This window comes from Novosphingobium sp. LASN5T, from assembly GCF_003856955.1.
Taxonomy (GTDB): Bacteria; Pseudomonadota; Alphaproteobacteria; order Sphingomonadales; family Sphingomonadaceae; genus Novosphingobium.
This window is the reverse complement of sequence record NZ_RQSI01000004.1, coordinates 147,870-162,027: the sequence shown is the minus strand read 5'-3', so window position 1 is coordinate 162,027 and position 14,158 is coordinate 147,870. Positions and strand designations below refer to the sequence as shown.

The 14,158-nt window shown below is 66.7% G+C and carries 13 protein-coding genes; 2 read left to right on the top strand and 11 right to left on the bottom strand.

Annotated features, from left to right (window positions below; genetic code table 11):
• Positions 1-21 precede the first annotated feature (21 nt).
• The 6 genes from ispG to EH199_RS05095 all read right to left on the bottom strand — a co-directional run bounded on the left by ispG (position 22) and on the right by EH199_RS05095 (position 4,521).
• On the bottom strand, positions 22-1,149 hold the full coding sequence (ispG, locus tag EH199_RS05120; RefSeq protein WP_124808190.1) for a flavodoxin-dependent (E)-4-hydroxy-3-methylbut-2-enyl-diphosphate synthase: 1,128 nt from the start codon (positions 1,147-1,149) through the stop codon (positions 22-24).
• Positions 1,150-1,235: 86 nt separating this feature from the next.
• Positions 1,236-1,766 carry a GNAT family N-acetyltransferase gene (locus EH199_RS05115; RefSeq protein ID WP_223806476.1) on the bottom strand — a complete coding sequence of 177 codons (531 nt, stop codon included), beginning with the start codon at positions 1,764-1,766 and terminating at the stop codon, positions 1,236-1,238.
• Between the two features lie 52 nt (positions 1,767-1,818).
• Positions 1,819-2,250: a hypothetical protein gene (locus EH199_RS05110; protein ID WP_124808189.1), complete on the bottom strand. Its 432-nt coding sequence runs from the start codon at positions 2,248-2,250 to the stop codon at positions 1,819-1,821.
• An 82-nt stretch (positions 2,251-2,332) separates the two neighbouring features.
• Positions 2,333-2,785 carry a GFA family protein gene (locus EH199_RS05105; protein WP_124808188.1) on the bottom strand — a complete coding sequence of 151 codons (453 nt, stop codon included), beginning with the start codon at positions 2,783-2,785 and terminating at the stop codon, positions 2,333-2,335.
• 14 nt (positions 2,786-2,799) lie between these two features.
• A complete protein-coding gene (gene tldD, locus EH199_RS05100) occupies positions 2,800-4,242 on the bottom strand; it encodes a metalloprotease TldD (RefSeq protein WP_124808187.1) in 1,443 nt (480 codons plus the stop codon).
• Positions 4,243-4,290: 48 nt separating this feature from the next.
• On the bottom strand, positions 4,291-4,521 hold the full coding sequence (locus EH199_RS05095; protein WP_124808246.1) for a zinc-finger domain-containing protein: 231 nt from the start codon (positions 4,519-4,521) through the stop codon (positions 4,291-4,293).
• Positions 4,522-4,651: 130 nt separating this feature from the next.
• On the opposite strand from EH199_RS05095, the gene EH199_RS05090 reads away from it, so the two are divergent.
• The gene (locus EH199_RS05090) at positions 4,652-5,614 is read left to right on the top strand and encodes an ABC transporter ATP-binding protein (protein WP_124808186.1); all 963 of its coding nucleotides are present in this window, start codon (positions 4,652-4,654) and stop codon (positions 5,612-5,614) included.
• 220 nt (positions 5,615-5,834) lie between these two features.
• Positions 5,835-7,418: an L-aspartate oxidase gene (nadB, locus tag EH199_RS05085; protein WP_124808185.1), complete on the top strand. Its 1,584-nt coding sequence runs from the start codon at positions 5,835-5,837 to the stop codon at positions 7,416-7,418.
• 30 nt (positions 7,419-7,448) lie between these two features.
• Here nadB and EH199_RS05080 read toward each other — a convergent pair whose 3' ends face one another.
• From EH199_RS05080 to EH199_RS05060, 5 genes are all read right to left on the bottom strand, one after another.
• Positions 7,449-8,087: a hypothetical protein gene (locus EH199_RS05080; RefSeq protein WP_124808184.1), complete on the bottom strand. Its 639-nt coding sequence runs from the start codon at positions 8,085-8,087 to the stop codon at positions 7,449-7,451.
• Between the two features lie 134 nt (positions 8,088-8,221).
• Positions 8,222-10,852: a methionine synthase gene (metH, locus tag EH199_RS05075; protein ID WP_124808183.1), complete on the bottom strand. Its 2,631-nt coding sequence runs from the start codon at positions 10,850-10,852 to the stop codon at positions 8,222-8,224.
• Between the two features lie 116 nt (positions 10,853-10,968).
• The gene (locus EH199_RS05070; RefSeq protein WP_124808182.1) at positions 10,969-12,030 is read right to left on the bottom strand and encodes a homocysteine S-methyltransferase family protein; all 1,062 of its coding nucleotides are present in this window, start codon (positions 12,028-12,030) and stop codon (positions 10,969-10,971) included.
• Entirely contained in the window at positions 12,027-12,968 is a 942-nt protein-coding gene (metF, locus tag EH199_RS05065) for a methylenetetrahydrofolate reductase [NAD(P)H] (RefSeq protein ID WP_124808181.1), read from the bottom strand. The genes EH199_RS05070 and metF overlap by 4 nt, the downstream gene beginning before the upstream one ends.
• Positions 12,965-14,020: a metalloregulator ArsR/SmtB family transcription factor gene (locus tag EH199_RS05060; RefSeq protein WP_124808180.1), complete on the bottom strand. Its 1,056-nt coding sequence runs from the start codon at positions 14,018-14,020 to the stop codon at positions 12,965-12,967. Before EH199_RS05060 ends, metF begins: the two co-directional genes overlap by 4 nt.
• Between the last annotated feature and the right edge of the window lie 138 nt (positions 14,021-14,158).

The following is a 14,158-nucleotide window of genomic DNA, read 5'->3' as shown; positions in this document are numbered from 1 at the left end:
GGCCACCCCGGACGGCGGATATTACTCCGCCGCTTCGCTGACCTTGTCGTTCGCGGCCTCGATTTCCGCCGCCTTGGCTTCCACCAGCGCCACGATGTGATCGAGCATATCCTCGCTCTGCACATGGTGGTCGGTCACGCCCGAAAGATAGACCATGTGCTTGCCGTTACCGCCACCGGTCAGGCCGATATCGGTCTCGCGCGCCTCGCCGGGGCCGTTGACCACGCAGCCCAGCACCGAGAGCGAAAGCGGCGTCTTGATGTGTGAAAGCCGCGCTTCCAGTGCTTCCACGGTGCGGATCACGTCAAAGCCCTGCCGCGCGCACGAAGGACACGAGACGACGCGGACGCCGCGCGTGCGCAGGCCAAGCGATTTCAGGATTTCGAAGCCGACGCGCACTTCCTCTTCCGGTTCGGCCGAAAGCGAGACACGCAGGGTGTCGCCGATCCCGGCCCACAGCAGATTGCCGATGCCGATCGAGGACTTGACCGTGCCGCCGATCAGCCCGCCCGCCTCGGTGATGCCCAGGTGCAGCGGGCAATCGACCGCTTCGGCCAGCCCCATGTAGGCGGCCACGGCCAGAAACACGTCGCTGGCCTTCACCGCCACCTTGTATTCGTGGAAATCGTGGTCCTGCAGCAACTTGATATGGTCCAGCGCGGATTCGACCAGCGCTTCGGGGCAGGGTTCGCCGTACTTTTCGAGCAGGTCCTTCTCCAGGCTGCCCGCATTCACGCCGATGCGGATGGCGCAGCCGTTGGCCTTCGCCGCGCGCACCACTTCGGCCACGCGTTCGGACGAACCGATGTTGCCGGGGTTTATGCGCAGGCACGCCGCGCCCGCGTCGGCCGCTTCCAGCGCGCGCTTGTAGTGGAAATGGATGTCCGCGATGATCGGGATGCGCGCCGCCTTCACGATCTTGCCGAGCGCGGCGGTGCTTTCCACATCGGGGCACGACACGCGGATCAGGTCCGCGCCGGCATCCTCGCAACGGCGAATCTGGTTGATCGTCGCCACCGGGTCGGAGGTCAGCGTGTTGGTCATGGTCTGGACCGTGATCGGCGCATCGCCACCGACGGGGACCGTGCCGACCATGATCTGGCGGCTCTTGCGACGCGCGATATCGCGCCATGGACGTACGGAAGACATGCGCGCCCTATACCGCCGCCCGCGCGTGCGCAAAAGCCCGCATGTGGCCCAGTCACGAAATGGGTGATGAAAGTGAGGTGTGAACCCTACAGCTTCAGCGCGAACAGCCAGTCCTCGTCGCGCTGTTCGCCCACCATGAAGTCCACCTCGCCCACCTTGACGAAGCCGTAGCGCCCGTAGAACCGCTGCGCGCCGGGGTTTTCGCTCCACACCGAAAGCTGCACCTCGTCCGCGCGGCGCCTGCGCGCCTCGTCCAGCGCCCAGTCCATCAGCCGCGCGCCAAGGCCTTGCCCCAGCACGTCAGGATCGCCGTAAAGCTGCTTCAATTCCAGCGGACGGGCCGCATCGGTCACGCGCGGCAGGCTACTTTCCAGCAGCAGCTTGCAGAACGCGAGCAGCCGCCCAGCCCCGTCCTCCACCACCGCTGTCACCATGCCCGGATCGGTCAGTTCGGCATGAAGCTTCTGCTCGGTGTGGCTGCCATCGAGGAATGCGGCGAGGTCTTCGGGGCGATAGAGATGCCCGAACTTGGCCACGAAGGCGCGACAGCCGAGATCGGCCAGCACGGCGGCATCGGCAGGCGTGGCAAGGCGGACGGTCAGGGAATGTGTGGCCATGCCCCGGCCATAGAGGCAGGAGCCACGCCTTTCCAGCCTTGCCGGTTCGCGATCAGTTGCCCGCGGCGGCGACCTTGGGCGGCTTGGTGTAAGGCACGAACTTGTCCAGGCCCACGAAGCCGCGCTGGAAGTGACTGGTGCGGTCGACGAGATGCACCGTGTCGATGCTGCACAGCTGCGAACTGGTCAGCCGGGTGACGAGCACGTCGTCGTTGTCGAGCGATTCGGCGCCCACGCGCGGCTTCTGGACATAGAGCGTGCCGCCCGCGTCATAGACGATCGCGATCTTGTCGTAGATCTGGGTCGAACGGACAGTCGGCATGTAGATGCAGTCCACCGGCGCGCCCGCCACGCGTCCTTCCAGAGCCTTGGCAAGCTGCTGTTCGGGCGTCAGTTTCGGCTTGGCGGCATCGGCCGCCGCAGCGGTAAGCACCATCGCTGCTGCGGCCAGAGCGAAACCCGTCCTGCGCGCAATTCTGTTCATGGCTTGCACGTCCTTTTCCCGGAAAAATCGATCTTTGATCGATGGCACAATTCCCCTGAACAGGCGCTGACCGGCGCAGCGTTCAGGCGGGCAAGACCAATGCCATCCATTCGTCGCGCGTCGCGGGCTGGGTTTCCAGTTGCGGCACGTCGTCCGGCAGCGCGATCCACGGCTGCTTGCGCGATGTCCACACGTGGAACGCGGGCACAAGGTCCGGGCTGTCATCGCGGGTGCCGGTGCGGATCGTGGCGATCTCGGGCCGTTCGTGGTTTATCGTATAGACCCGGGTCATGCAGGAAGGGCACGCGACGTGCGTCACCGTCGCGCCGTGACTGCCCGTGCAGGTGCCCTCGATCGGCGCGCCTTCGGTCACCAGGTCAGCCACCAGCACCTGCTGGTTCAGCGCAAAGGCGCTGCCCTGCCGCGTCTGGCAGCCCTTGCAATGGCAGGCATAGGGGCGGAAGCCTCGGTCAACCACCCGCCAGCGCACCGCGCCGCAGGCGCAGCCGCCGGTTATCGCGTCGCCAATCGCCATCGCCGCTCCCCGCGTCAGCCCGTGCCGCCCACGGTCAGGCCTTCGACCAGCAGCGTCGGCTGACCGACGCCGGCCGGCACGCTCTGCCCGCCCTTGCCGCACACGCCCACGCCCTCGTCGAGCGCCAGATCGTTGCCGATGCCGACAACCTTGGTCAGGCAGGTGGGGCCATCGCCGATCAGCGTGGCGCCCTTGATCGGCGCGCCCAGCCTGCCGTTCTCGATGCGATAGGCCTCGGTGCAGGAAAACACGAACTTGCCGCTGGTGATATCGACCTGCCCGCCACCAAAGCTCTTGGCGAAAATCCCGTTCTTCACGCGTGACAGCAGTTCGGCGGGATCGTCGTTGCCGCTGCGCATGAAGGTGTTGGTCATGCGCGGCATCGGCGCGTGGGCATAGGATTCGCGGCGGCCGTTGCCGGTGGGGGCCACGCCCATCAGCCGGGCGTTGAGCCGGTCCTGGATATAGCCCTTGAGGATGCCGTCCTCGATCAGCACGTTTTCCTGCGTGGGCGTGCCTTCGTCATCGATGCTGAGCGAGCCGCGCCGGCCGGCGCCGCCCACGCCCAGCAGCGTGCCATCGTCGATCACCGTCACGCCGGGCGCGGCCACGCGCTGGCCGATCCGGCCGGAAAAGGCGCTGGTGCCCTTGCGGTTGAAATCGCCTTCGAGGCCGTGGCCCACCGCTTCGTGCAGCAGCACGCCGGGCCAGCCGGGGCCGAGCAGCACGGTCATTTCACCCGCCGGCGCGGCGACCGATTCGAGGTTGGTCAGCGCCTGCGCCAGCGCGCTGTCGATCGCGCGGTTCCACGTCTCGGGCGCGAACAGGTCGTCGTAGAGCCGCCGGCCGCCGATGCCGAAGCTGCCGGTTTCGCGCCGCCCGTCCTGCTCGGCCACGATCGAGACGTTGAGCCGCACCAGCGGCCGTACGTCATGCGCGACGAAACCATCCGCGCGGACGATCTCCACCACCGACCAGCTTCCGGCGAGCGAAGCCGAAACCTGCGCCACGCGCGGATCGCGGGCGCGGGCCGCGGCATCGATCTGTTCGAGCAGCCGCACCTTGGCCTCGAACGGCACGGCATCGAGCGGCGAAGCGTCGGTGTAGAGGTGGCGGTTGCTGCTGCGCGGCGGCGCGGCGGCGCTGCCCTTCGCCGGATCGAGCAGCTTCAGCGTCTCGCCCGCGCGCGCAATGGCGGCGGCGGAAATTTCGTTGGCGTGGGCAAAACCCGTCATCTCGCCCGAAACGCCGCGCAGGCCGAAGCCCGCATCGCGCGAATAATCGGCCGTTTTCAGCCGCCCGTCATCGAAGCCGAAGCTCTCGCTGGCGATGAACTGGAGATAGAGTTCCCCATCGTCACACGCGGCCAGCGCATCGCGCGTCAGGCGCAGGGCATCATCGGGCGTCAGCGCGCCGGAACGGTAAAGGAGCGAGCGGGTGTCGGAAAAATCGGTCATCGACTCCCGATATAGGAGGCGAAACGCGCCCGCGCTACTCGGGAAAGATCAGGCCGCCTGCGCGGCGTCAGAGCTAGCAGTATCCGCCGGGCCGCCCTTCAGCACGAAGCGCTTGTCGCAATAACCGCAATCGACATAGCCGCGCTCGTCGATTTCCAGCCACACGCGCGGATGGCCGAGCGCCGAGGGCTTGAACGCGGCGCCGCCGCGAATGTCGCCCGCACCGTCGCAGCTGACGCGGTGGGACGTAGTGAAAACGGTTTCGGGGGCCTTGCTCATGGCCGCGCTATAGCGGGGAAGCGGCGGCGATTCCAGAGCGTGCGTGGACAAGGGCGGGTCATCCTTTGGTCCGGGGTCGCGGTGCATTGGCCCTTTACCCGGCGCGGTTCGTGCCTAAATAGCATAGCCTATGGATTCCACACCCACGGTTCCGCCCGCGATCCGCATCCGCGACCTCGTCAAGCAATACGCCGCCTCAGGCAAGGCTCCGGGCAAGCTGGCCCTGCAGGGCGTGAGCTTCGACGTGCCGCAGGGCCAGATCTTCGGCCTGCTCGGCCCCAACGGCGCGGGCAAGTCCACGCTGATCAACACGCTTGCCGGGCTGGTGATGAAGACCTCGGGCAGCGTCGAGATCTGGGGCCACGACATCGATCGCGACCGGCGCAACGCCAAGGCATCGATCGGCATCGTGCCGCAGGAAATCGTGTTCGACCCGTTTTTCACCCCGATCGAGGTGCTGGAGAATCAGGCCGGGCTCTATGGCGTGCCCAAGGCGCTGCGCCGGTCGATGGACCTGCTGCGCGCGGTGCATCTGGAAGACAAGGCCAAGGCCTATGCCCGCACGCTTTCGGGGGGGATGAAGCGCCGCCTGCTTATCGCCAAGGCCTTGGTCCACAATCCGCCGATCATCGTGCTCGACGAGCCGACCGCCGGCGTGGACGTGGAACTGCGCCGCCAGCTCTGGGAACTGGTCTCGCACCTCAACAAGGAAGAAGGCGTTACCGTCGTCCTGACCACGCACTATCTCGAAGAGGCCGAGGAACTGTGCGAGCGCATCGCCATCATCAACCACGGCCAGCTCATCGCCAACAAGCCCACGCGCGAACTGGTCGACATGGCACGCGAGAAGATCGTGGTGCTGACGCTCGACCGGGACGTTCCCGCCGCACCGCAGCATCCGGCCTTCCGCAAGAGCGTGATTTCGGGTGAACGACAAGTCGAGGTCACGTACGACAAGGACCAGATGAATGCCGGCGAAGTGCTCGCCCTGGTGCAGGGACAGGGCTACGCAATCGTCGACGTCTCCACGCGCGAAGCCGATCTCGAGGACGTGTTCGTCTCGCTCACCAGCGAACCCGCGCAGGCTGCCTGAACGCCCGCAAGCGAAGCCATCCCGGATTTTGCACTTGCGAAATTGAACAAACGCGGCCCTCCCTGCCCCGCCGCGCCCGCCAGTTCGCGCTTTTCAAACGGCTTCGCGCGCGGCAAAGCGCGCGCGTGACAGAATCCTTGCAGACCCGCGGGCGGCGTGCAGCGGCCACGGATCGCGCAGAACAGGGCATGGCGCGGGCCATGACGGAAGGCAGCAGGCAGTGAGCCACGACGTCCTGATCATCGGTTCCGGCGCGGCCGGGCTAACCGCCGCGCTGGTGCTGGCGGAAAAGTGCCGCGTCCTCGTGCTGGCCAAGGGCGCGCTCGATGGTGGGTCGACCGCCTGGGCGCAGGGCGGCATCGCCGCCGTGCTCGACGAAGGCGATACCTTCGAGGACCACATCCGCGACACGATGATCGCCGGGTCCGGGCTGAACCGGCACGAGACGGTCGAATTCGTGATCGAGCACGCGCCCGAGGCCATCCGCCGGCTGGTCGATCTGGGCGTGCCCTTCAATGCCGAGGCCGGTGCGCTGCACCTGACGCGCGAGGGCGGGCATTCGCACCGGCGTATCGTCCACGTCGACGATGCCACGGGCGCGGCGGTGCAGAAGGCGCTGCTGCAGGCGGCGCGCGAACACCCCAACATCACTCTGCTGCCGGGACGGGCCTGTATCGATCTGATCACGGGGCGGCACGAGCAAGCGCGCTATTCCGGATCAGGCCGGGTCTGGGGAGTCTATGCGCTCGACGAGGCCAGCGGCACGGTGGAAGCGCACACCGCGCGCGCCACGATCCTCGCCACCGGCGGCGCCGGCCGCGTCTATCAGTTCTCCACCGCCCCGCGCGGCGCGACCGGCGACGGCATCGCCATGGCCTGGCGCGCCGGCGCGCGCGTCTCCAACATGGAGATGATGCAGTTTCACCCCACCTGCCTCTATCATCTGGAGGTCAAGAACTTCCTGATTACCGAGGCGGTGCGTGGCGAGGGCGGGCGGCTGATCAATCCGCGCACCGGCAAGCGTTTCATGGAATTTTACGACGCCGAACGGCTCGAACTCGCCCCGCGCGATATCGTGGCGCGCGCGATCGATTCCGAGATCAAGCGCTTCGGCCTCGATTTCGTGCATCTCGACATCAGCCACATGCCGGCCGGCTTCGTGCGCAGCCACTTTCCCAACATCTACGAGAAGCTGCTCGGCCTCGGCATCGACATGACCAAGCAGCCGATCCCGGTTGTGCCCGCGCAGCACTATACCTGCGGCGGCATCCTGATCGACCTGGCCGGCCGTACCGACCTGCCCGGTCTCTACGCGGCGGGCGAATGCACCGAAAGCGGGCTGCACGGTGCCAACCGCCTCGCCTCCAATTCGCTGCTCGAATGCTTCGTGTTCGGCGATGCCGCCGCGCGCGACATCCTCGCGCGGTGGGACAGCTTCGACGCCCCACCCGCGGTGCGCCCGTGGGACGAAAGCCGCGTGACCGATTCCGACGAGGAAGTCGTGATCAAGCAGAACTGGACCGAGATCCGCCGCTTCATGTGGAACTATGTGGGCATCGTGCGCACCGACAAGCGGCTGGAACGCGCCGCGCACCGGATCAAGATGCTGGAGGGCGAGGTCAACGACTACTACGGCCACTTCCGCGTCTCGACCGACCTGATCGAACTGCGCAACCTGCTGCAGAGCGCCGACCTGATCGTCCAGTCGGCCCGCGCCCGGCACGAAAGCCGGGGCCTGCACTACAACCTGGATTATCCGCAGACCGACGATGCCGCGCGCGATACCGTCCTGACACCGCGCTGAGTCCCGGCCCCGGCCCCGGGCATCAGGCCATCAGGCCATCACGTTGAACAGCGTGCCCGGCTGGAGCGACGCGAGGTAGTCCTGCGCCTTCTGCTCGTCGCTCTTGCCCGTCTTGGTGCCCGACGTGGCATTTGTCGAACCGGTATCGGGTTCCGTGGTCACGCTGGTCTGCGTTTCGGTGCTGCCGTCGCTATAGGTGATGACCGTGGTCATGATCCCGCCGGCGACCGTTTCCACGCGCGAGACTTCGGTCTTGGTGTCGCCCCCACCGCCCCCACCATGACCACCGGCCGGCCGCGCCGAACCGGCCGCCGCTGCCGCGACCGAGGCTGCTCCACTGGCGTCGGTGGAAGCGCTTGCGCCGGAGGCGGTTCCCTCGATCTGATCGAGCGCCTTGCCGACCGCCTCGGCATCCTTCGCGGTCAACTTGCCCGAAGCGACATCGTCGGCGATCTTCGCATCGATCGCGGCGCGGAACGCGGTGCTGTCGACCGTGCCCGAAACGCTGGCCGACATGCTCGACGCCAGCGATTGCCGGGTGTCGGCGAGATCACCTTCGACGATCTTGATCTTGTCGGCGGACAGACCGCTCGTCTGCAACAGGCTGGCCAGCGTGCTGCCGGACGAGGCGGCCGACGTGACGGCCGATGTAATGGAACCGATCGACATGGCTATTCTCCTTGCTCTCGCAAGGACGGACCGAAATGGCGGAATTCTAATATTTTTCGCTACATTTCACCGCGTTTCACACCCTGTCCGGATGCTGCGCGATGTAGCGCCAGATCGCCCCGATTGACGGACTCCTAGTCCAGATTCGGCCGCAGCCAGCGCTCCGCCGCGGCCAGGTCCATCCCGCGCCGGCCGGCGTAGTCCTCAAGCTGGTCGCGCCCGATGGTAGCAACGCCGAAGTACTGGCTTTCCGGGTGGGCGAAATAGAAGCCCGAAACCGCCGCCGTGGGCAGCATCGCCTGGCTCTCCGTCAGCACGATCCCGGCGTTCTCTTGCGCGCCCAGCAGATCGAACAGGATCGGCTTCAGGCTGTGATCCGGGCAGGCCGGATAGCCGGGCGCGGGACGGATGCCGCGGTACTGCTCGCGGATCAGCGCCTCGTTGGTCAGCTGTTCGCCCGGCGCATAGGCCCACAGCGTCGTGCGCACGTACTGGTGCAGGCGTTCGGCGAAGGCTTCGGCGAAGCGATCGGCCAGCGCTTTCAGCAGGATGTCCGAATAGTCGTCGTGCGCGGCCTTGAACCGCTCCAGATGCGGTTCGATGCCGTGGATGCCGACGGCGAAGCCGCCGATCCAGTCCCCCGCCGGATCGATGAAATCGGCCAGGCAGAAATTGGCCCTCCCCGTTCCATTTGGCCCGCGGCTCTTGATGAATTGCTGGCGCAGGAACGGCAGGCGCACCGACCGTTCGTCGTCATCGGGATGCAGCACCACGTCGTCGCCGTGGCGGGCGCAGGGCCAGAACCCGGCGACAGCCTTGGCCGTCAGCCACTTTTCGGCGACGATGGTTTCGAGCATCGCGCGGGCATCGGCGTAGAGGTTGCGCGCGCTTTCGCCCACCACCGCGTCGTCGAGGATCGCGGGATAGGTGCCAGCCAGTTCCCAGGCGCGGAAGAACGGCGTCCAGTCGAAACAGTCGACCAGATCGGCGAGATCCCATTCCGGGAAGACGTGCAGGCCGGGCTGTTCGGGCGGCGGCGCCTTTTCCGAGAAATCGGGCGCGAAGGCGTTGTCGCGCGCATCGGCCAGCGGCAGCAGCTTCGATGCGCCCTTGCCCGCGCGGGCATCGCGCACGTGCTGGTAATCGGCGGCGGTCGCCTTCACGAAGCCATCGTGCTGCGTATCCGACAGCAACTGGCTGGCGACCCCGACCGCGCGGCTGGCGTCGAGCACGTGGACCACGGGGCCGTCATAGGCCGGGTCGATGCGCAGCGCGGTGTGGACCTTGCTGGTGGTGGCCCCGCCGATCAGCAGCGGGATGGTCATGCCGGCGCGCTGCATTTCCTCGGCCACGGTCACCATCTCGTCGAGCGAGGGGGTGATGAGGCCCGAGAGGCCGATGATGTCGGCCTCGTTCTCGTTGGCGGCCTGCAGGATCGTCGCCCACGGCACCATCACGCCCAGGTCGATCACCTCGTAGCCGTTGCACTGCAGCACGACGCCGACGATGTTTTTGCCGATATCGTGTACATCGCCCTTCACCGTGGCCATCACGATGCGGCCCTTGGCCTTGGAGCCGGCGTCCTTCTCCGCCTCGATGAACGGGATCAGGTGCGCCACCGCCTTCTTCATCACGCGCGCGGACTTGACCACCTGCGGCAGGAACATCTTGCCCGATCCGAACAGGTCGCCAACGGTGTTCATGCCTTCCATCAGCGGGCCTTCGATCACTTCGATCGGGCGGCCGTTGCGGGCGGCGATCTGCTGGCGCGCTTCCTCGGTATCGTCGACGATATGGGCGTCTATACCCTTGACCAGCGCGTGTTCCAGCCGGCGCACGACATCCCAGCCGCGCCATTCCTCGGCCGCCTTCTCGGCCGCCTTGTCCTGGCCCTTGTAGCTTTCCGCCAGGTCTATCAGCCGTTCGGTGGCGTCTGCCCGGCGCATCAGCAATACGTCCTCGCAGGCTTCGCGCAGCACGGGATCGATCTGGTCGTAGATGTCGAGCTGGCCGGCGTTGACGATCGCCATGTCCATGCCCGCCGGGATGGCGTGGTAGAGGAACACCGAATGCATGGCGCGCCGCACCGTCTCGTTGCCGCGGAACGAGAACGAGAGGTTGGACAGGCCGCCGGAAATGTGGACGTGCGGGCAGGCCGCCTTGATCTCGCGCGTGGCCTCGATGAAATCGAGCGCGTAGCGGTCGTGCTCCTCGATGCCGGTGGCAACGGCGAAGACGTTGGGATCGAACACGATGTCTTCGGGCGGGAAGCCGATGCCCGTCAGCAGCGTGTAGGCGCGGCTGCAGATTTCGACCTTGCGCTCCTTGGTGTCGGCCTGACCCTTTTCATCGAAGGCCATCACGACCACGGCCGCGCCATAGTCCATGCATTTGCGCGCGTGATCGAGGAAGGCTTCCTCGCCTTCCTTCATCGAAATCGAATTGACGATCGGCTTGCCGGAGACACACTTGAGGCCCGCCTCGATCACCTCCCACTTCGAGCTGTCGATCATCACCGGCACGCGCGCGATGTCGGGTTCGGCAGCGATCAGCTTCAGGAACGTGGTCATCGCCTCGACCGCGTCGAGCAGGCCCTCGTCCATGTTGACGTCGATCACCTGCGCGCCGTTCTCGACCTGCTGGCGCGCGACCTCGACCGCCTTCGCGTAGTCCCCCGCGAGGATCAGCTTCTTGAACGCGGCGGAACCGGTAACGTTGGTGCGTTCGCCGACGTTGACGAAACGGGAAGAGGCTTGGGTGGTCATCTGATGCTCCCCCCTCCCGCTTGCGGGAGGGGCCGGGGGTGGGTTCTTTTCTCTTGGAGCGGGCGCCGTTGCGCTGCCCACCCCTGCCCCCTCCCGCTGGCGGGAGGGGAACTGGTTCACGCCGCCATCACGAACGGTTCCAGCCCGGCCAGGCGCGTGACCTGATCGGGATGGGGCAAGGCGCGCGGGGCAAGCCCGGCAACCGTCTGGGCCATCGCCGCGATGTGATCGGGCGTGGACCCGCAGCAGCCGCCGAGGATGTTGACCTGGCCATGGTCGGCCCATTCCCGGACGAGGCCGGCGGTGGTCAGCGGCATCTCGTCGTATTCGCCCAGTTCGTTGGGCAGGCCGGCGTTGGGATAGACCATGATCAGCGTGTCGGCGATTTCCGACAGCGCCTTCACGTGCGGGCGCAGCTGGGTGGCGCCGAACGAGCAGTTGAGGCCGATCGTGACCGGCCGCGCGTGGCGCACCGCGTACCAGAACGCCTCGACCGTGTGGCCCGAAAGGTTGCGGCCCGAAAGGTCGGTCAGCGTCATCGACAGCATGATCGGGATTTCGCGCCCCAGCGCCGCCTCGACCTTGCGCACCGCCATCACCCCGGCCTTAGCGTTCAGCGTATCGAACACCGTCTCGATCAGGATGAAGTCCGCCCCCCCTTCGACCAGCGCGGCGATCTGTTCGGCATAGACATCGACCAGGAAATCCCAGTCGATCTCGCGGAAGCCGGGGTCGTTGACGTCGGGCGAGAGCGACAGGGTCTTGTTGGTCGGCCCGATCGCGCCGGCGACGAAGCGCGGGCGGCCATCTTTGGCGGCGAACTCGTCGGCGATCCGCCGGGCGAGCTTCGCGGATTCGAGGTTGATCTCGCGCACCATATGCTCGGCGGCATAGTCCGCCTGGCTGATGCGATTGGCCGAGAACGTGTTGGTTTCGGCGATGTCCGCCCCGGCCGTAAAATAGGCGCGGTGGATCGATTCGGGCACTTCGGGCTTGGTCAGCGCGAGGATGTCGTTGTTGCCCTTCTGGTCCTTCGCCAGCCCCAGCGTGCCGGCATAGTCCTCCTCGGACAGCTTCCAGCGCTGGATCTCGGTGCCGAAGGCGCCATCGGTGATGAGAATGCGCTGGCGCGCCTGATCGAGCAGCGCGGCGCGGGCGGAGGATGGGGTGAGAGTCATGCGGCCTTTTCCAGTGCGGGACGGCCGGGACGCAGACCAAGCAGGTGGCAGATCGCGTAGCTCAGTTCGGCCCGGTTGAGCGTGTAGAAGTGGAAATCGCGCACGCCGCCGGCATAGAGGCGGCGGCAGAACTCGGCGGCGATCGTCGCGGCGACGAGCTGGCGCGAGGCGGGATGCGTGTCCAGCCCTTCGAACAGGCCATCCATCCACGCCGGGATCGCCGCGCCGCAGGCCGCCGCAAACTTGCGCGTCTGCGCCACGTTGGACACGGGCAGGATACCCGGCAGCACCGGCGCATCGATCCCCGCCGCCGCCAGCTTGTCGCGGAAGCGGAAGAACGTTTCGGGTTCGAAGAAGAACTGGCTGATCGCACGCGTGGCGCCGGCATCGAGCTTGCGCTTGAGGTTGTCGATATCCGCCTGGACGCTGGGCGAATCCGGGTGGCTTTCCGGATAGGCCGCGACCGAAATCTCGAACGGCGCGATCGCCTTCAGCCCGGCGACGAGTTCCGCCGCGTTGGCATAGCCTTCGGGGTGCGGGGTGAACGGCACGCCCGGTGCGCCCATGTCGCCACGCAGCGCTACGATATGCCGCACGCCGGCTTCCCAGTACCCTTCCGCCACCTCGCGGATTTCCGCCTTGCTGGCGTCCACGCAAGTCAGGTGCGCGGCGGCCGGCAGGCGCGCTTCGGAAATGATCCGCGCGACGGTGCCGTGGGTGCGATCGCGCGTGGAGCCGCCCGCGCCGTAAGTCACCGAAACGAACTGCGGCTCCAGCGGCGCCAGCGTGGTTACCACATCCCAAAGCTGCGTCATCAGCGCGTCGGTCTTGGGCGGGAAGAATTCGAAGCTCACGCGAATGTCGCCGGGAAGCCCGGCGAACAAAGGCGTATCGAGAGCGGTGCGCGCTTCGCGCAGCTGATCGTAGGACGTGGTCATGACGTGGCCTTCCGCCCGGTGTGGGCATGTTCGGGCTGGATAGGGGTGACGTTGCCGGCCGGAGCAGCTTGGACGTGCGCGCTGCGGACGCCGGTCCAGACCTTTACGATCAGTTCGTGCCCCGGCAGCGCACGTTCGCCATCGGGTTTGAACCCAGCATCGAGCAGGAGCTTTTCCACCTGGGCGTCTGAAAAGCCAAGACGCGCATGAGCGTGCGCGGTGCGCAGTTCCTCGCGGTCGTGCGCGGCGAAATCGACGATGGCGACACGGCCGCCCGGCGCGGTGACCCGCGCGGCTTCGGCCAGCACCGCTTCGGGCGCGATCGCATAGTGCAGCACCTGGTGGAACAGCACCGTATCGAAGCTGCCCGGCGCGAACGGCAGTTGCGCGAAATCGCCCTGCACCAGTTCGACCCGGCCGGCGGGCAGATGCTGAAGCCGGGTGCGGGCGACGCGCAGCATTTCCGGGCTCTTGTCGAGCGCCACCACACGGTCGGCCCGCGCCGCGAACAGTTCGGCCATGCGCCCGGTGCCGGTGCCCACGTCCAGCACGCGGCCCAGTGCCGGGGATTCCGCACCCTGCCCAAGCATCTCTACCAGCGCGGCTTCCACCGGGCCGTCGGCGATGTGCAGGCTGCGCAGGTGGTCCCATTGCTCGGCATGGCGCGCGAAGTAATCGGCGGCATGCGTCTCGCGCAGGGCGCGCACCGCATCGAGATGCTGGCGATCCTCCGAACAGCGCAGGCCGAACCCGGCATCCGTCTCTTCCGCCACGGCCAGCAGGCGGGCCACCACCGCCCCGATCGCGGCGCTCTCGCCCCCGGTATCGGCATCACTGCCGATCGCGGCGCGCAGGAACACCCATCCGCCTTCGCGGCGGCGTTCGGCCAGCCCGGCATCGCACAGGATCTTCACATGGCGCGAAACGCGCGGCTGGCTTTGCCCCAGCACTTGCGCCAGTTCCCCCACGGCCAGCTCCATGCTGGCCAGCAGCCGCATGATCCGCAATCGCGTGGGATCGGCCAGGGCACGAAGAGTGTCGAGCAGGGTCATGAAGGCACCATATAAAGAAGTCTTTATATCAATCAAGCCACATAAAGACTTCTTTATATCAGTCGTTAGGGTTGCTACCTAAACCCCCTACCAGCGACGTGTCGGCGGCGCAGGTCCCTTTTGTGGTTTGCCTTGGCC

What these genes read in the sequence shown, in the direction of transcription:
- ispG (WP_124808190.1), bottom strand. Translation starts at nt 1,149, where the DNA reads ATGTCTTCCGTACGTCCATGGCGCGATATCGCGCGTCGCAAGAGCCGC.
- EH199_RS05115 (WP_223806476.1), bottom strand. Translation starts at nt 1,766, where the DNA reads ATGGCCACACATTCCCTGACCGTCCGCCTTGCCACGCCTGCCGATGCC.
- EH199_RS05110 (WP_124808189.1), bottom strand. Translation starts at nt 2,250, where the DNA reads ATGAACAGAATTGCGCGCAGGACGGGTTTCGCTCTGGCCGCAGCAGCG.
- EH199_RS05105 (WP_124808188.1), bottom strand. Translation starts at nt 2,785, where the DNA reads ATGGCGATTGGCGACGCGATAACCGGCGGCTGCGCCTGCGGCGCGGTG.
- tldD (WP_124808187.1), bottom strand. Translation starts at nt 4,242, where the DNA reads ATGACCGATTTTTCCGACACCCGCTCGCTCCTTTACCGTTCCGGCGCG.
- EH199_RS05095 (WP_124808246.1), bottom strand. Translation starts at nt 4,521, where the DNA reads ATGAGCAAGGCCCCCGAAACCGTTTTCACTACGTCCCACCGCGTCAGC.
- EH199_RS05090 (WP_124808186.1), top strand. Translation starts at nt 4,652, where the DNA reads ATGGATTCCACACCCACGGTTCCGCCCGCGATCCGCATCCGCGACCTC.
- EH199_RS05080 (WP_124808184.1), bottom strand. Translation starts at nt 8,087, where the DNA reads ATGTCGATCGGTTCCATTACATCGGCCGTCACGTCGGCCGCCTCGTCC.
- metH (WP_124808183.1), bottom strand. Translation starts at nt 10,852, where the DNA reads ATGACCACCCAAGCCTCTTCCCGTTTCGTCAACGTCGGCGAACGCACC.
- EH199_RS05070 (WP_124808182.1), bottom strand. Translation starts at nt 12,030, where the DNA reads ATGACTCTCACCCCATCCTCCGCCCGCGCCGCGCTGCTCGATCAGGCG.
- metF (WP_124808181.1), bottom strand. Translation starts at nt 12,968, where the DNA reads ATGACCACGTCCTACGATCAGCTGCGCGAAGCGCGCACCGCTCTCGAT.
- EH199_RS05060 (WP_124808180.1), bottom strand. Translation starts at nt 14,020, where the DNA reads ATGACCCTGCTCGACACTCTTCGTGCCCTGGCCGATCCCACGCGATTG.